This is a genomic window from Klebsiella sp. K5-306 (genome assembly GCF_051835185.1).
In the GTDB taxonomy this organism is placed as follows: domain Bacteria; phylum Pseudomonadota; class Gammaproteobacteria; order Enterobacterales; family Enterobacteriaceae; genus Klebsiella; species Klebsiella oxytoca.
The window spans coordinates 44,797-62,607 of the sequence record NZ_JAIFJY010000014.1 but is presented as its reverse complement, the minus strand read 5'-3'; the positions used below and the strand labels follow the sequence as shown (position 1 = coordinate 62,607).

Genomic DNA, 17,811 nt, shown 5'->3' with positions numbered 1-17,811 from the left:
ATTAGAGAATATCCGCCTGCAATATATCATGCCGGTGACGTATTTCTTATTATTGCCGGTATTCTCAGATTATGACCCGAAGGGCGCAGTTTTTTCCTGAAGCGCCGCTGAGGGGCTTATTTGGGGGAGCGGATAACAGAAAATGCCAGCCCCGGCGCTGAGCCGGGGCTGTGCGGTTACGCCAGGCGGCAGGCGTCGGCTTCCCAGCGATATCCAACGCCGTAAACGGCGCGGATAAACGACTGCTCGGCGTCCAGCGATTCCAGCTTGCGGCGCAGGTTTTTGATATGGCTGTCAATGGTGCGATCGGTGACCACGCGGTAATCGTCGTACAGATGATTGAGCAGCTGTTCACGGGAGAAGACTTTACCCGGCTCCTGAGAGAGGGTCTTCAGCAGCCGGAACTCGGCGGGCGTGAGGTCCAGCAGCTTGTTGCGCCAGGAAGCCTGGAAGCGGCCCTCGTCGACAATCAGCGGGCTTTCGGCATCCAGCGCCTGCAGATCGCGCTGCGGCTTGCAGCGGCGAAGAATGGTCTTCACGCGGGCCACCACTTCACGCGGGCTATAGGGCTTACAGATATAGTCATCGGCGCCGATTTCTAACCCCAGCAGGCGGTCGATCTCCTCGATTTTGGCGGTTACCATCACCACCGGAACTTCAGAGAAACGGCGGATTTCCCGGCACAGAGTGAGTCCGTCGGTACCGGGCAGCATCAGATCCAGCAGGATCAGATGCGGCGGCGTCTGGCGAACGTACGGTAGAACCCGATCGCCGTGATTGATCAGCGTCGGCGCGTAACCCGCCGCCTGAAGATAATCGATCAGCAATTGGCCCAGTTTGGGCTCATCTTCCACGATAAGAATGCGCGGCGTGTTTTCATCAACAGGTAATTCAGTCATACGTCTCTCGATAAATTACGTTCCAGAGGTAACTCTACTTTAATGCTAACCCCGCCCAAAGGCGAATGGCCGGCACGTAAAGTGCCGCCGTGGGCAGCCACGATGTTAAGGCAAATCGCCAGCCCCAGACCAGAGCCGCCGCTGGCACGATTACGCGACCCTTCGGTACGATAAAAGCGCTCAACCAGCCGCTCCAGCTGTTCGTCGGTGACGCCGGGCGCGCTATCGGCAAAGTCGAGAATCAGCATCTGGCCGCTCTGGCTGGCGCTAATCTGCAGGCCGCCGCCGCTATCGGTATAGCGCAGGCTGTTTTCCAGCAGGTTGTTGAACAGCTGCATCAGGCGATCCCGGTCGCCGAAAATCGCCGCGCTTTCCGGCAGCGAAACGCCAATCGACAGTCCACGGCTGGCGAAGCGCTCGCGAAACGCGCCGGCGGCGACCTCCAGCAGATTAATAATATCCACCGAGCTTTTCTGGTAGGTGAGGGCGCCTTCATCGGACATGGAAAGCTGGTGCAAATCCTCGACCAGTTTGGTGAGGGTGGCGACCTCCGCCTGTAGGGAGGCGATGGAATCCGGGGTAAATTTCCTGATGCCATCCTGAATCGCCTCCAGCTCGCCGCGCAGCACCGCCAGCGGCGTGCGCAGTTCATGAGAAATATCGGCCATCAGGTCGCGGCGCATTTGCTGATTGCGTTCAAGGGTACTGGCTAGCTGGTTGAAATCTTTCGCCAGGCGCCCCAGTTCATCGCTGCTGGTGGCGGTGACCCGGGTGGAGAAATCGCCGGCCGCCAGACGATGAGTCCCCTCAACCAGCCGTTTAACCGGGGCGAGCAGACCGCGCGCCAGCGGGAAGGTGGCCAGCGCCGCCAGCAGCGTAGCGAGGGCGACAATCAGCCAGCTGGTGCGTTTCTGCTGACGGTCGAAGTTGATATCGGTGTTGCGCGTCAGGCGCTCAACCGGCGAGGCAATGACCGCGCCAACCTCGACGCCGTTAACCATAATGCTGCGCCGGGTACCGTCTGTCGGGACGCGCTCGCGCGGGCCCACCAGTACGCGCCCTTTCTGATCGACCACCCAGAACATCGTGCGCCAGCCGTGCGGAGGCATATCAGGACCGGGACCGCGATCGCCACGATCGCCGCGCGGGCCCTCAAGGGGGCGGTCCGGCGCGGCATCCGGCGGCATCTCTCCGGGGCCGGGGCCCGGACGCGGTTCGTCCATCGGACCCATGCCGCGACCCGGCGGCGAGCGATCGTCATTGTCGCGCTCAAAGGTTTTCAGCAGCTGGAAAATAAAGCGGTCGTTGTTGCGCAGGAACTTCCAGCTGCCGTGCTGGGCATACTGTTCGCTCAGGGCATCGCCGAGCATGGTCAGGCGCTGTTCGTTGCCGCGCTTGATATAGTCGATAAAGCCGCGTTCAAAACTGATACGCACCGCCCAGTGCATGCTGATTAGCAGCACGATGCAGGTGGCAAGAATCGCGATAAACAGCTTGCCGGTAATGCCGGGACGCCAGAACTTCAAGACTCACTCCTTTTACGGCGACGAATCACGGTATTCATCGTGGTGTCGTCCGGTACGCGGGAAAAAATGAGTGCCGGCAGCGCAATAACCACCGCCATGCTTAAGTAGGTATAAAGAAACACCTGATGAGCGGTCGCCGCATCGACGCCGATATGCTGCTGGCCGTAGAGACCGAGTAGCATCCCGGCGATAGTGACGCCGATACTCATCGACAGCTGCATGACCATCGATAGCATGCTGTTGCCGCTGCTGGCCAGATCGTCGGGCAGGTCTTTCAGGGTCAGGGTATTCATTGAGGAGAAGCGGCTGGAGTTAATCATTCCCTGCAGAAACAGGACCACCGGCAGCAGCCAGTACCAGCCCGCGAGCGCGACGGCCATAAACAGCAGGCTGACCAGCGCGAGGCCGATCGTTGAAGTCACCAGCACCCGGCGATAGCCGAAGCGGTTGACCACCTGAACCACAATGCGCTTCATTCCCATGCTGCCAAGCACCATCGGGATCATCATCAGCCCGGCGTGGAACGGCGAAAAGCCGAGGCCAATCTGTAAAAACACCGGGGTCATGAACGGCAGCATGCCGCTGCCGATGCGCCCGGCGAAGCTGCCGCCAAGGCCGAGAGAAAAGGTGCGGTTGTTGAACAGCTTCAGGCTGAACAGCGCGTTGCGGTTGCCGCGCGCGTGCCACAGATAGCACAGAATTGACGCCGCGCCGATGGCCACCAGCGCCGTCAGCCACAGGGGGGAGATTCCGAGCCCCTTTTTGCCGTCGAGCGCCAGGGAGAGCGTCGCCATGCCAGCGGCCAGCAAAATAAAGCCGAGGATATCAAAGCGCCGGGTTTGCAGAGTGTAGTTGGGCATCAGCCACAGCGTGGCGATGGCGCCGACGATGCCAACCGGAATATTGATCAGAAAGATCCAGTGCCAGGAGGCGTACTCCACCAGCATCCCGCCGAGCGCCGGGCCGAGCAGCGGCCCCACCTGGCCGGGCAGGGTGACGAAGGTCATCGCCGCCATATATTGGCTGCGCGGGACAATTTTCATTACCGTCAGGCGGCCAACGGGAACCATCATTGCGCCGCCGACGCCCTGCAGCACCCGGGCCAGAATCAGCTGATCGAGCGTGGCGGCCTGCGCGCAGAACAGGGAGCCGGCGGTGAACAGCACGATGGCGCTAAAAAAGATATTTCTTACTCCGACACGATCCGCCAGCCAGCCGCTGGCGGGCAGCATCACCGCCACCGTCAGCACGTAGGAGACGATAACCATATGCATATGCAGCGGGCTCTCCCCAAGACTTTGCGCCATTGAGGGGAGGGCGGTGTTAACGATGGTGGTATCCAGCGCCTGCATAAAAAAGCCAAAGGCCACTATCCACAGCTGCCAGCGTACGCTGGAAGGAAGATCTGTCATGTTATTCGCTTACCGGTTGATGGACTTTTCGCGAAAAACGCAGCCGCAGACGGTCGAAGAACAGATAGACCACCGGCGTGGTATACAGGGTCAACAGCTGACTCATTACCAGACCGCCGACAATGGTGATCCCCAAGGGCTGGCGCAGCTCGGCGCCATCGCCGCCAGAGATAACCAGCGGCAGCGCGCCGAACAGCGCCGCCAGGGTGGTCATCATTATCGGCCGGAAGCGCAGCAGACAGGCCTGGAAGATTGCCTCTTCCGGCGGCAGGTTGCCGTTGCGCTGCGCTTCCAGGGCAAAGTCGACCATCATGATGGCGTTTTTCTTCACAATGCCAATTAATAGCATAATCCCGATAAGCGCGATTAGGCTGAACGGGGCATCGAAAAGCTCCAGCGCCAGCAGCGCGCCGACGCCCGCGGACGGAATAGTCGACAGAATGGTTAGCGGATGAACGTAGCTCTCATAGAGGATCCCCAGCACGATATAGACCGTGGCGATAGCCGCCAGAATCAGGATCACCTGCGAGTTCATGGTCTCCTGGAACACCTGCGCGGTCCCGGCGAACGACCCGCGCACGCTGGACGGCACGCCAAGCTGGGTCATCGCCCGGTTAATGGCGTCGCTGGCTTCTGACAGCGATTTGCCGGTAGGCAGGTTAAACGACACGGTCGATGCCGCCGACAGCCCCTGATGGTTCACCGACAGCGGGGCGTTGGCCGGCTGCCATTTGGCGAAATAGGATAGCGGGATCGGCTTGTCTTCGCTGTTGATCACAAACATTTTATCGAGGGCGCTGACGTCCTGGGTGTAGACCGGGTCGACCTGCATCACCACTTTATACTGGTTCAGCGGCTGGTAGATGGTTGAGACCTGCCGCTGACCGAAGGCGTTATTTAGCAGATTATTGGCGTCCTGCACGCTGATGCCGAGTCGCGACATGGTATCGCGGTCGTAGATCAGGTCCATCTCGGTGCCGTTATTCTGGCTGTCGGAGTTGACGTCCGCCAGTTCCGGCAGCGCCGCCAGCGTTTTGCGGATTTTGGGTTCCCACTCCCGCAGCGCCGCAAGGTCGTCCGACAGCAGCGTGTACTGGTAGCTGGCGTTGGCCTGACGGCCGCCGACGCGGATATCCTGTACCGCCATCAGGAACAGGTTGGCCCCCGGCTCTTTGGCCAGCTTCTTCCGCAGCCGATCGATAATCTGCTGCGCCGTTTCATGGCGCTCATCGCGCGACTTCAGGGTGATAAACATCATCCCGCTGTTGACCCGCGAGCCGCCGGTAAAACCGGTGACGTTGTCCACCGCCGGATCTTCACGAATGATCTTCATAAAGTCCTCCAGCTTGCCGCGCATCGCCTGGAACGAGATGCTCTGATCGGCCTGGATCCCGCCCATCAGCACCCCGGTGTCCTGCTCCGGGAAGAAGGTTTTAGGAATCGAAATATAGAGCCAGACGCTCAGCGCGATGGTGCCAAGCAGCACCAGGCCGGTTAAGCGGCTATGCTTCAGTACCCACTTCAGCGACTTACCGTATCCGCCCTGAATCGCCACCAGCAGGCGGCCAACACCGCGCTTGCGCGTCGGCTCGTGCGGCTTGCCGCTTTTCAGCAGCCAGCCGCACATCATCGGCGTCAGGGTCAGGGAGACCGCCAGCGAGATGCCGATCGCCACCGACAGAGTAACGGCGAATTCGCGCAGCAGCCTTCCCGGCAGGCCGCCCATCAGCAGCAGCGGCAGGAATACCGCCACCAGCGACAGGCTCATCGACAGAACGGTAAATCCGACTTCCCGGCTCCCCTGCAGCGCCGCCTGCAGCGGCTTCATGCCCGCTTCGAGATGGCGGGAAATGTTTTCCAGCACCACGATGGCGTCATCAACCACGAAGCCGGTAGCGATGGTCAGCGCCATCAGCGACAGGTTGTTAAGGCTGAAGCCGCACAGGTACATGGCGGCGAAGGTGCCGATCAGCGAAACCGGAACCGCCACCGCCGGGATCAGCGTCGCGCGCCCCGAGCGGAGGAAGAGGAAGACCACGAGGATCACCAGCGCCACCGAGATCACCAGCGTTTGCTCAACTTCTTCCAGCGAGGCGCGGATGGTCGGCGAACGGTCCTGGGCGATTTGCAGATCGACAGAGGCCGGGATGGTGCGCTGTAGCTCCGGCAGACGGGCGCGAATGCTGTCCACCGTCTCAATGATATTGGCCTCCGGCAGCTTACGGATCATCAGCAAAATTGCCGGTTTGGCGTTAGTCATCCCGGCGTTGCGCACGTCCTGCACCGAATCGGTGACGTTGGCGACGTCGCCGAGGCGCACCGCCGCGCCGTTGTTGTAGTGCACGATCAGCGGCTGGTATTCGGCCGCGGTTTTCAGCTCGTCGTTGGTCGCCACCTGCCAGCGGTGGGTGGCATCTTCCAGCGCCCCCTGCGGTTTACGCACGTTGGCGTTGCTGATGGCGGTGCGCACCGCGTCGAGCGACACGCCCTGGTTAAACAGCGCCTGCGGGTTGAGGTCGACGCGCACAGCGGGCAGCGAACTGCCGCCGACGTCGACGTCGCCGACGCCGTCAATCTGGGCAATGGTCTGCGCCAGTTGGGTTGAGGCGAAGTCGTACAGCTCACCCTGGGACCAGGTATCCGAGGTGAGGGTGAGGATCATGATCGGCGCGTCTGACGGGTTGGCTTTGCGATAGGTCGGACGGCTCGGCATACCGCTCGGCAGCAGGCTTTGCGCGGCGTTAATCGCCGCCTGCACGTCGCGGGCCGCGCCGTTGATATCGCGGTCAAAGTTGAACTCAAGAATGATGCGCGTACTGCCGAGCGAGCTGGAGGAGGTCATCTCATTGACCCCGGCAATCCGCCCCAAAGAGCGCTCCAGCGGCGTCGCCACCGAAGAGGCCATGGTCTCCGGCGACGCGCCGGGCAGCGAGGCGCTGACCATGATAACCGGGAAGTCCACCTGCGGCAGCGGCGCTACCGGCAGCAGGCGAAAACCGAGGATGCCGCAGAGAGTAATGGCGAGCGAAATCAGAATCGTCGCCACCGGACGGTAAATGAAGAGCGCGAAAAACTTCACCTACGCCTCCTCTTCACGCCGCGGGAATCGGCTCTTCATATACAGCGACAGTCGGTCGAACAGCAGATAGATCACCGGGGTAGTGAACAGGGTCAGCACCTGGCTGAGCATCAGACCGCCGACCATGCCAATCCCCAGCGGACGGCGCAGCTCCGCGCCGACGCCGGTGCTGAGCATCAGCGGCAGCGCGCCGAGCAGGGCGGCGAGGGTGGTCATCAGGATGGGACGAAAGCGCAGCAGACAGGCCTGGTAGATAGCCTCGCGCGGCGGCATGCCCTGCTCGCGTTCGGCGGCCAGCGCGAAGTCGATCATCATGATGGCGTTTTTCTTGACGATGCCGATCAGCAAAATGATGCCGATAATCGCGATAACGTCCAGTTCGCTCCCCGCCAGCCACAGCGCCAGCAGCGCGCCCACGCCTGCCGTCGGCAGGGTGGAGAGAATCGTTATCGGGTGAATAAAGCTTTCATACAGTACCCCGAGGACGATATACATCGCCACTACCGCAGCGACCACCAGCCAGACGGTGCTGCCCAGCGCCGACTGGAAAGCCAGAGAGCTGCCCTGGAACTGGGTGCGGATATCGCTCGGGAATTCCAGCGCCTGTTCGGCGCCAAGGATGGCATCGACCGCATCGCCCAGCGAATAGTTATCCGGCACGTTAAACGAGATGGTGGTGACCGGGAACTGATCGAGATGGTTTATAGATAGCGGGGCAAAACGCTCCTCGACGCTGGCGATGGATTTCAGCGGCACAATCCCGCCGTCGCTGCTGGTCAGGCGAATATTATCCAGCGCCGCCAGCCCCGGCGTGGCCTGGGTATCATGCTCCAGCACCACGCGGTACTGATTCGCCTGGGTATAGATGGTGGAGATTAAACGCTGGCCGAAGGCGTTATACAGCGCATTATCGACGTCCGCCATGCTGATGCCGAGGCGGCTGGCGCTATCGCGGTCAACGTTGATATACGCCGCCAGGCCCTTGTCCTGCCAGTCGCTGCTGACGTCGGAGAGCTGCGGCAGCGCCTGCAGCCGGGTCAGCAGCTGTGGCACCCAGTTGCTGAGCGCATCCAGCGAGTTCGCCTGCAGGGTGAACTGGTACTGAGTGCGGCTGACGGTGGTGTCAATGGTCAGATCCTGCGTGGGCTGAAGGTAAAGCTCAATGCCGGGAATCCCGCTCACCGCGTTCTGCAGGCGGCCGATCACCGTCTGCACGCGATCGTCGCGCTCGTCCAGCGGCTTAAGGTTGATTTGCAGGCGGGCGCTGTTGAGCGCCGGGTTGGTGCCGTCAACCCCGACGTAGGAGGTCAGGCTTTCTACCGCCGGATCTTTGAGTATCGCCGCCGACACCTGCTGCTGGCGCTCGGCCATGTTGGCGAACGACGCCGACTGCGGCGCCTGCAGCGTACCCTGAATGATGCCGTTGTCCTGAATCGGGAAAAAGCCCTTCGGAATAAACACCCATAGCATAATCGACAGCACCAGGGTACCGAGGGCCACGCTCAGTGTCAGCCAGGGATGATTCAATACCCGGCTCAGCCAGCGGCCATAGACGGCGATCACCCGTTCAAAGAAACGCTCGCTGGCGCGCGAGAAGCGGTTCTGCTTGCGCAGCGACTCGTGGCTCAGCATGCGGGCGCACATCATCGGCGTCAGGGTCAGCGACACCACCGCGGAGATCAGGATCGCCACCGCCAGGGTAATGGCAAACTCGCGGAACAGGCGGCCAACGATATCGCCCATAAACAGTAGCGGGATCAGCACCGCAATCAGCGAGAAGGTCAACGAGATAATGGTAAAGCCAATCTCTCCGGCCCCTTTCAGGGCGGCGGCCAGCGGCTTTTCGCCTTTCTCGATATAGCGCGAGATGTTTTCGATCACCACGATGGCGTCATCGACCACAAAGCCGGTGGCGATGGTCAGGGCCATCAGCGTCAGGTTGTTAATCGAGAAATCGAGAAACACCATTACCGCAAAGGTGCCGACAAGCGATAGCGGCACGGCGATGCCGGGAATAATCGTCGCCGGGACGTTGCGCAGAAAGACGTAAATAATCATCACCACCAGGGCGATAGCCAGCATCAGCTCGAACTGAGTGTCGCTAACCGACGCCCGGATGTTGGTAGTGCGGTCGGAAAGCACCTGTACTTTGACTGATTTCGGCAGGCTTTCGGTCAGCTGCGGCAGCATCTGGCGGATGCTGTCGGCGGTAGAGATAATATTGGCCCCCGGCTGGCGCTGGACGTTCATGACGATCGCCCGCTGATTGTTCGCCCATGCCCCGAGCCAGCTGTTTTCCGCGCCCTGTTCCACGGTGGCGACGTCGCCGAGGCGAATCGGCGCGCCGTTCTGCCAGGCGATAATCAGGCGGCGATAATCTTCTGCCGACTGCATCTGATCGTTGGCGGAGAGGGTCACCGCCCGCGCCGGGCCGTCAAGGCTCCCTTTCGCCGAGTTGACGTTGGCGCTGGTTATCGCGGTGCGCACCGTTTCGCTGGTCAGCCCGAGCGCGGCGATGGCCTGGGCGTTGAGCTTGACGCGTACCGCCGGGCGCTGGCCGCCCGCGAGGGTGACCAGCCCGACGCCGGAAACCTGGGAGATCTTCTGCGCCACGCGGGTCTCGACCATATCCTCGACCTGGGTCATCGGCACGGCGGAAGAGGTGACCGCGAGGGTCATAATCGGCGGATCGGCGGGGTTAACTTTGCTGTAGACCGGCGGGTTAGGCAGGTCAGAAGGCAGCAGGTTGGTGGCAGCGTTGATGGCCGCCTGTACTTCCTGTTCCGCGACGTCCAGCGGCAGCGTGAGCTGGAACTGGAGCGTGACCACTGACGCGCCGCCGGAGCTCTGGGAAGACATCTGCTTGAGGCCGGACATCTGGCCAAACTGGCGCTCCAGCGGGGCCGTCACGGATGAGGTCATCACGTCCGGGCTGGCGCCGGGATAGAGGGTTACCACCTGAATCGTCGGGTAGTCCACTTCCGGCAGCGCCGAAACCGGTAAGAATCGATAGCCGATAATCCCGGCCAGCATGATGGCCACCATTAACAGCGTCGTGGCGACCGGGCGCATGATAAACAGACGGGAAGGGCCGCCCGTACTGCTCGGCGGTAACACTTGCATCAGGAGCGCGCTCCTTTTTTACCGTATTCGCGGCTGGTGGCTTTTTCCGGCTCGGCGGCGGTTGCCGCATCGTGGGCTTCGACGACCTCAACTTTTGCGCCTTCCGTCAGACGATCGATCCCGTCAGTAACCACGCGATCGCCGGCGGAGAGACCGGCGTTGATCACCACTTTAAGACTGTCCTGAATACCCGGCGTGACGGTGTGCTTGCTGACCTTATTCTCGTCGTTCAGTACCCAGACGAAATGACCTTCGTTACCCATTTGCAGCGCGGCGGTTGGGATCACTACCGCGTTTTGCTCGGTATCGACCAGCATACGGGCGTTGACGAATTGATTGGGGAACAGGGCGTCATCAAGGTTTGTAAAGCGCGCTTTCAGCTTGATGGTGCCGGTGGTGGCGTCAATCTGGTTATCGAGGCTCAGCAGCGAGCCTTCGCTGATTTTCTGTTTATTGGTGCGGTCCCAGGCTTCGACCGCCAGCTTTTTCCCCGCCTTTTGCGCCTGTATGACGGTGGCGATTTGGTTTTCCGGCAGCGTAAAGACCACATCAATAGGGTGGGTTTGCGTCAGTACCACAATGCCGGTGGTGTCGCCGCTGGAGATCTGGTTGCCGATATCCACCTGTTTTAAGCCGACCCGGCCGTCAATCGGCGCGGTGATGCGGCTCCAGTTCAGCTGGAGCTGGGCGCTGGCGACAGCGGCTTCGTCCGCCTTAATCGTGCCCTGGGTTTCGCTGACCAGCGACTGCTGGGTATCCAGCTCCTGGCGCGACACCAGATTGGTTTTCACCAGCTGCTGGTAGCGCGCCAGATCGCGGCGGGCGTTGGCGAGGGTCGCCCGATCTTTGGCCAGTTGCCCCTCGGCCTGGGCGAGGGCGACTTTAAACTGGCTGGGATCGATTTCCGCGAGCAGATCGCCCGCTTTGACCTGCTGGCCTTCGGTAAAGTGGATCGCCAGAAGCTGGCCGTCGACGCGGCTGCGCACGGTGACGGTATTCGCCGCCGTCACGGTGCCGAGGCCGGAAAGGTAGCGCGGCACCGCTTCGCTGGTTGCGGTTGCCGCCTGTACCGGCGCGAGGGCGGCGCCAAAACGACCGGGCCGTCCGCCTCCGGGGCCCTGCTGACGCGCGCCTGTCGCCGTCGGCGCGCCGCTATTTGCCGCTTCGCGACCCTGCCAGAACCAGTACGCGGCGCCCGCGACGATCGCTACCACCAGCACGGCTGCCCAACGGCTTTTATTGCTACCTTTCATTAATTTGCTATCTCATCCTGAAACGTTTCACGGAATGATACTAGTTTAGTCAGCGAACGCCGCTTAAAAATGGAGGAATTATGAAAAGACTGTCCAGAAACGTCTGGAAAAAACGCTTTTCCTTGAGCCGGTTACGATGAATAGTTAGGCGAAAAATTCGCTTAACGATTTTGCTTAGCCGGGCGAGGAACCCGGTGAATTATCGCCGGTCATTCGCTGTTTCTTAAGGGTCACAGCGGAATGCGTCGCAGCCAGGCTGATATACAGCGTGAATAAGCGGCCCCGGGGCGTGATTCAGCCTGATTGGCAGGCGCATCTGTTTAATAATCAAATTCACTCAAGATTTTGCTTTAAGCAATGCGACCACTATCAGAGGGTTCTTTATGCATTTTACCCAAGCTATCGCCCGTCTACCGGCCGCCACCTGCGGCGCAGGACAAACTACCGCCCAACTGGGCGCGCCGGATATCGCTGCCACCACGCGCCAGTTTCTCGCCTATGTAGAGACCCTTCTGCAGCTCGGCCTGAAGGTCACCGTGCTTCCTGCCGCGGCGGAATATCCCGATGCGCACTTTGTTGAAGATACCGCGGTGGTCATGCCGGAACTGGCAGTGATTACTCATCCGGGCGCGCCGAGCCGTCAGGGCGAAGTCGATACCATTGCGCCGGTGCTGGCGGGGTTTCGTCCACTGGTGCAGATGAGCGAAAGCGGACATATGGACGGCGGCGACGTGCTGCTGGTGGGCAAACGATTTTTTATCGGCCTGACGGCGCGTACCGATGAGCAGGGGATCCGCGAATTTGCCGCCGCCGTTGAGCCGCAAGGTTACACGGTGACGGCGATTGACGTGAGCGCCGGTCTGCATCTGAAATCGATCGTCAACTATGTGGGCCGCAATACGCTGCTGCTGACGGAAGGCTACGTTAACCATCCGGCGTTTAGCGGCTTCAACCGTATCGTGATCCCGGAGGAAGAGGCCTACGCCGGAAATACGCTGTGGATCAACGATACCTTAATTACGCCGCAGGGCTACCCCTGTACCCTGAGCGAAATCAGCAAGCTGGGAATGCCTGTCGTGCAGCTCGACACCAGCGAATTTAAGAAAATGGATGGCGGCCTGACCTGCCTCTCACTGCGTTTTTAATTTTTGCGCCGACACCGGGGAGATCGAAATGAAACTACGCCTTGCCGCACTACTGGCCTGCATGGCGCTCAGCGCGCCGCTGGCCGCCCAGCAGTTTGATACCATTAGCTTTGGCGTCGATGGCGGCTATCCGCCGTTTGACGTACTGGCCCCCAGCGGTGAAATTACCGGTTTTGATATTGATATCGCCAACGCGCTGTGCACCCAGCTAAAAGCCAAATGCGTTTTCGTTAAGCAGCCGTTCGAAAGCATGATTGCCGCTCTCAATGCGCATAAATTCGATGCCATTATCGCTTCGCTCAATATGACCGATGCGCGTAAAAAGGAAGTGGACTTCACCGACCGCTACTACCGCAGCGCAGCGCAGCTGGTGGCGCGCAAAGGTAGCCCGCTGCTGCCTGAGGTCGCCAGCCTGAAAGGCAAGACCGTCGGCGTCCAGACCGGTTCCACCCATGAAGCGTTTGCGAAGGCTAACTGGGCCAACCACGGCGTGAAGATCGTCAGCTACGCGAATCAGGATAACGTCTACCTCGACCTGCTCTCCGGACGTATTGACGCCGCTTTGCAGGATAATATCCAGGCGGCGACCGGCTTTATTGATACCCCGCGCGGGCAGAAATTCGCTTTTGCCGGTCCGGTCATTCAGGACGGCGGCATCTCTTCCGATGTGGGGATTGCGGTCAATAAAGATAATCCGGCGCTGCGGGATGCCCTGAACGGCGCTATCAAGGCTATTCGCGCCGATGGCACCTACGACGCTATCCAGAAAAAATACTTTAGCATTGATATTTATGGCAAATAAGCCGTGAAGGCGAGGGCGCAGGCGCTGGCTTGCGCCCCTTTACGGCACCCGTGGAAGGCTGAACATGGTCGCAGACTATTTACCCTTACTGTTACGCGGCGCGGCGCTTTCGCTGTGCGTGATGCTCTGCTCATTGCTGGTCGCGCTGCTGCTGGGCCTGATCAACTCGCTGGTTAAACTCTTTGGCCCGCCGTGGCTGCGCCTGTTTTCCACCGCCTACACCACCCTGGTACGCGGTATTCCCGAGCTGGTGATTATGCTACTGCTGTTTTTCGGCGGCGAGATGCTGGTTAACCTGCTGCTGGCAGCGGTGGGGCTGGGGCCGGTGCGCTTCAATACCTTTTTTTCCGGCGTGCTGGCGATTGGCTTTGTGTTCGGCGCCTATTACACCGAGACCTTTCGCGGCGCATTTCTGACCGTCGATCGCGGGCAAACCGAAGCCGCGCAGGCCTACGGAATGCGCCCGTGGACGGTATTTCGCCGGGTGATGCTGCCGCAGATGCTAAGCTTCGCGATTCCCGGGATCAATAATAACTGGCTGGGGCTGATGAAAGCGTCGGCGCTGGTGTCGATCCTGGGCCTGGAGGACATGGTATGGCTGGCCGAGCAGGCCGGGCGCGCCACGCAAAAACCGTTCCTCTTCTATTTCCTGGTTTCCCTGATTTATATGGTCATTACCGCGCTCTCCAGCTGGTTGTTTAGCCGCCTGGCGAAGCGTTATGCGCTGCGTTCTTCCACGGCGGGGGCCGCGCTATGAATCTGCAAACCTTTCTCGATGCGATCCCGAGCTTTATCTGGAGCGATGGCAACGGCGCCGCCAGCGGGCTGGCGATAACGGCGGAGCTGTTTTTGCTCTCCATCGTTCCCGGGATGGCGCTGGCGATTGCGATGGCGGTGGGGCAGGTGTACGGCCCGCGCGCGCTGGCGCTGCCCATCCGTGGTTTTACGTATTTTTTCCGCAGCACGCCGCTCTATCTGCAACTGATGCTGATTTACTACGGCCTGTCGCAGTTCGATATCGTGCAGACGGGTTGGATGAACGATCAGCCGTTCTGGCTGCTGTTTCGCGATGCGACCTTCTGCGCCACGCTGGCGCTGGTGCTGAACACCTCCGCTTACGTCGCGGAGCTGCTGGCGGGGATGATGCTGACCTTTCCCCGTCAGGAGTGGGTTGCCGGAGAAGCCTACGGGATGGGGAAATGGCAGATTATTCGTCGTCTGGTGCTGCCCGCGACGCTCAGACGCGGGATCCCGGCGCTGAATAATGAAATGGTCTTTTTGCTCCACGCCACCTCGCTGGCCAGCACGGTAACCCTGCTGGATATTACCGGCGTGGCCCGCGCGTTCTACGCCATGACCTGGTCGCCCTTTATTCCGTTTCTGATGGCCGCGGCGCTCTATCTCCTGTGCACCTTTCTGCTGATTTTCGCCTTTTCCCGCGCCGAACGGCGCTGGCTGGCGTTTATCCGCCGCGGCTAATCAGGAGCGCTTAATCGCCTGGAGTTCGGTCAGGGTAACGATTTTATCAACGTGAAACTTTTTACTGGTCAGCCAGCTATCCGCCAGCTGGCAATAGTGCGCCATGCTGCGACAGCCGATGCGTACCAGAAAGTCGAAGCTGCCGCTTACCAGCCAGCAGTCCAGCACTTCGGGCGTCTGGCGCATCTCCTGTTCAAACACCGGCTGCGAGCGGCCGTGGTCGGCCAGGGCGATTTGCGCCTGCACCACAAACGCATGCTCCGGCTCGGGCAGTTCGATAATGGCGCTGTAGCCGCGAATGATGCCGTCACGCTCGAGGCCGCGCACGCGTTCCAGACATGGACGCGCGGTGAGATTTACCTGCTCCGAGAGCTTCTGATAAGAAATGCGGCCATCCCGGCGCAGGATTTCAAGGATCTTATGATCGATACGGTCAAGCCGGGTTTTCTTTTCCACAGATGGGACGTCCAATGAAAATTAAACACGATACATTACCTCAACATGCGCTCGGTGGGCAGCGGCAATTAAGCCATTTTCATTTCGGCGCGCCCGGCGCCGGCGAGAAAGTCTATCTGCAGGCGGGGCTGCACGCCGATGAAATTCCGGGCATGCTGGTTCTGCATTATCTTAAAAGATTACTCAGCCAGGCGGAACGACGGGGCGAGCTGCGCGGTGAAATTATTATGGTGCCGGTAGCCAATCCGCCGGGGCTGGCTCAGCTGCTGCTTAACAGCGGCATTGGCCGTTTCGATCTGGGGAGCGGGCGCAATTTCAACCGCGACTTTCCCGATCTGGCGGCGCTGGCGCAGCCCTGGCTACCCGCGGAATCGCCCGCTACGCGCGCCGAATATCTCCAGCAGGTGCGCGATGCCATGCAGAAGGCGCTGGCGGCGCTTCCCGTGGCAAGTGAGGTTCAGGCCCTGCGTCAACATCTGCTGAGCCTCGCGTGCGATGCCGATCTGGTGCTCGATCTCCATTGCGATGACCAGGCGATTTTGCACCTTTACGCCGATCCGGCCTGGCAACGCGAGGCGAACGTACTGGCGGCTTTTCTCGGTATTGGCGCCGTGCTGCTGTCCCAGGAGAGCGGGGGCAACTCGTTTGATGAGGCCTGCGGCCTGCCGTGGCAGCGTTTGAGCGCGCTAAACCCGGCGTGGGGCCCGCAGCAGCCCGGCTGTATGGCGGTGACCGTGGAGCTGCGCGGCCAGCACGAGGTGAATCACGCTACCGCCTGCGACGACGCCGAACGTATTTACCGTTATCTGCAGTACCGCGGCGTGCTGGCGGGCGACAAGCCTGCGGTGCCGCAGCAGGAAACGGTGATGCTGCCGTTTGCTGCCGGGGAGATTGTCACCGCGCCGGCGACCGGCATCCTGGTGCCGCTAAAACAGCCGGGCGAATGGGTCAGCGCCGACGATGTCGTCGCGGAAATCATCGACCCGCTGACCGATATGGTCAAAGCGGTGCGGCCGACATCGGGCGGGCTGATTTATGCCAGCCGGCGGGCGCCGTTTGTCACGCTGGGGGCGGAAATAATGAAAATCGCCGGCGAGCAGCCGTTCAGCGGCGGCGGCGGGCTGGCGATGTAAGCGGACAGCATCCCTGAGCGTATTTTTGCCCGCCGTCGGCCGTGGCGGAATGAACTTGCTTGATGCACGTCAACGAGCACATCAACTTTTACTATAAAAACTAAAAAAAGAGTTGTAACCCCGTCTGCTTTTATTCAATTTATGTGATGAATGTTTGGTGTGCTCCAATAAATAAAATATATGCACATTGATAACAACACGTTAAATAAATCAGGGGTTAATTTTTGTGGCAAGTGCAAACAAACTCACGCTGTTCATCGTTATCTTTATGCTGTTGGGGATCCTCTCCGGCGCGGCCATTCACGCATACGCCGCGCAAACGACCATAACCGCATGGTCTGAAAATATTACGCTGCTGACCGACGTGTTCCTGCGCCTGATTAAAATGGTGATTGCGCCATTAGTCTTCAGTACGCTCACCGTCGGCATTATGCGGCTTGGCGAAACGGCTACCATTGGGCGGGTCGGCGGTAAAGCCATGGTGTGGTTTGTTACCTCTTCGATTCTCTCCATTCTGGTTGGGCTGGTGATTGTTACCCTTGAGCACCCCGGCGCCGGGTTGAATCTGGCAATTCCGAAAGAGTCGGTCGATACCGGCCTGGCGGTGAGCGGGATGAGCCTGAAAGGCTTTCTGACGCATACTATTCCGACCAGCATTACCGAAGCGATGGCCAACAACGAAATTCTGCAAATCGTGGTGTTCTCAATGTTCTTCGGCATTGCCGGAGCGTCGCTGGGGGAAAAATTCAACGCTCCGCTGGTGGCGGCCCTGAACGTGGTTTCCCATATTATGCTGAAGGTCACCGGGTACGTGATGTACGTGGCACCGCTGGCGATTTTTGCCGCCATCTCTTCGGTTATCGCCTCGCAGGGGCTGGGGATCCTGCTTAACTATGCTTCGTTCATCGGCGGTTACTACGTTGCAGTGCTGCTGACCAGCATGGTGCTGCTGGCGGTGGGATATATGGTGCTGAAAAAAGAGGTTTTTCGCCTGCTTAATATGCTGAAAGATCCGGTACTGGTGGCGTTTACCACCAGCAGCTCAGAAGCTGCCTATCCGAAGACCCTTGAGCGCCTCGTGGAGTTCGGCTGCTCGCGTAATATCGCGTCGTTCGTGCTGCCCATCGGCTACTCCTTTAACCTCGTCGGCTCGATGGTGTACTGCTCGTTTGCCGCGATGTTTATCGCTCAGGCCTACAATATTCATCTGAGCTTTAGCGAGATCACCGTGATGATGCTGACCCTGATGCTGGCATCAAAGGGAATTGCCGGGGTGCCGCGCTCGGCGCTGGTGGTGCTGGCCGCGACCATCCCAAGCTTCAATATCCCGGTGGCGGGTATTTTGCTGCTGATGGGTATTGACCATTTTCTCGATATGGGGCGTTCCGCGATTAACGTGCTGGGGAATGGGATCGCGACGGCGATGCTGTCAAAAAATGAAGGTCTGTTGCAGGAAGAGGTCGCGGAAGAAGAAGCCGCGGCTCAGCAGGTCGAGGCCTGATCG

At 60.0% G+C, this 17,811-nt stretch carries 13 protein-coding genes; 6 read left to right on the top strand and 7 right to left on the bottom strand.

Annotation, left to right across the window (positions count from 1 at the left end):
• Positions 1-176: 176 nt before the first annotated feature.
• Genes baeR through K2184_RS20330 form a run of 6 tightly spaced genes read right to left on the bottom strand, consistent with a single transcriptional unit; the run spans position 177 to position 11,292 of the window.
• The gene (baeR, locus tag K2184_RS20355; RefSeq protein WP_004103744.1) at positions 177-899 is read right to left on the bottom strand and encodes a two-component system response regulator BaeR; all 723 of its coding nucleotides are present in this window, start codon (positions 897-899) and stop codon (positions 177-179) included.
• Entirely contained in the window at positions 896-2,425 is a 1,530-nt protein-coding gene (gene baeS, locus K2184_RS20350) for a two-component system sensor histidine kinase BaeS (protein ID WP_032728501.1), read from the bottom strand. The genes baeR and baeS overlap by 4 nt, the downstream gene beginning before the upstream one ends.
• Complete coding sequence (locus tag K2184_RS20345) at positions 2,422-3,837, bottom strand: MFS transporter (RefSeq protein ID WP_049129049.1); 1,416 nt, start codon at positions 3,835-3,837, stop codon at positions 2,422-2,424. The genes baeS and K2184_RS20345 overlap by 4 nt, the downstream gene beginning before the upstream one ends.
• A 1-nt stretch (position 3,838) precedes the next feature.
• A complete protein-coding gene (mdtC, locus tag K2184_RS20340; protein WP_163525704.1) occupies positions 3,839-6,916 on the bottom strand; it encodes a multidrug efflux RND transporter permease subunit MdtC in 3,078 nt (1,025 codons plus the stop codon).
• Entirely contained in the window at positions 6,917-10,039 is a 3,123-nt protein-coding gene (locus K2184_RS20335; RefSeq protein ID WP_004103737.1) for an MdtB/MuxB family multidrug efflux RND transporter permease subunit, read from the bottom strand.
• Positions 10,039-11,292, bottom strand: coding sequence for an MdtA/MuxA family multidrug efflux RND transporter periplasmic adaptor subunit (locus tag K2184_RS20330; RefSeq protein WP_032745151.1), 1,254 nt, complete (start codon positions 11,290-11,292; stop codon positions 10,039-10,041). The genes K2184_RS20335 and K2184_RS20330 overlap by 1 nt, the downstream gene beginning before the upstream one ends.
• Before the next feature lie 383 nt (positions 11,293-11,675).
• Here K2184_RS20330 and K2184_RS20325 point away from each other — a divergent pair, with 383 nt between their 5' ends.
• From K2184_RS20325 to K2184_RS20310, 4 genes are all read left to right on the top strand, one after another.
• Positions 11,676-12,437 carry a dimethylarginine dimethylaminohydrolase family protein gene (locus tag K2184_RS20325; protein WP_196557162.1) on the top strand — a complete coding sequence of 254 codons (762 nt, stop codon included), beginning with the start codon at positions 11,676-11,678 and terminating at the stop codon, positions 12,435-12,437.
• Between the two features lie 28 nt (positions 12,438-12,465).
• Complete coding sequence (locus tag K2184_RS20320; protein WP_016809226.1) at positions 12,466-13,239, top strand: ABC transporter substrate-binding protein; 774 nt, start codon at positions 12,466-12,468, stop codon at positions 13,237-13,239.
• A 64-nt stretch (positions 13,240-13,303) separates the two neighbouring features.
• The gene (locus K2184_RS20315) at positions 13,304-13,996 is read left to right on the top strand and encodes an ABC transporter permease (RefSeq protein ID WP_004103729.1); all 693 of its coding nucleotides are present in this window, start codon (positions 13,304-13,306) and stop codon (positions 13,994-13,996) included.
• Positions 13,993-14,718 (top strand): ABC transporter permease, encoded by a 726-nt coding sequence (locus K2184_RS20310; RefSeq protein WP_023321298.1) that lies wholly within the window; start codon positions 13,993-13,995, stop codon positions 14,716-14,718. Before K2184_RS20315 ends, K2184_RS20310 begins: the two co-directional genes overlap by 4 nt.
• On the opposite strand, the gene K2184_RS20305 is transcribed toward K2184_RS20310, so the two are convergent.
• A complete protein-coding gene (locus K2184_RS20305) occupies positions 14,719-15,174 on the bottom strand; it encodes an Lrp/AsnC family transcriptional regulator (protein WP_004103726.1) in 456 nt (151 codons plus the stop codon). It abuts the gene before it with no gap.
• 14 nt (positions 15,175-15,188) lie between these two features.
• Between K2184_RS20305 and K2184_RS20300 the strand changes: the two genes are divergently transcribed.
• Together K2184_RS20300 and K2184_RS20295 are read left to right on the top strand one after the other, a co-directional pair.
• Positions 15,189-16,307, top strand: coding sequence for a succinylglutamate desuccinylase/aspartoacylase family protein (locus tag K2184_RS20300; protein ID WP_224258429.1), 1,119 nt, complete (start codon positions 15,189-15,191; stop codon positions 16,305-16,307).
• Between the two features lie 226 nt (positions 16,308-16,533).
• Positions 16,534-17,808, top strand: coding sequence for a dicarboxylate/amino acid:cation symporter (locus K2184_RS20295; RefSeq protein ID WP_004113990.1), 1,275 nt, complete (start codon positions 16,534-16,536; stop codon positions 17,806-17,808).
• Positions 17,809-17,811: the final 3 nt, after the last annotated feature.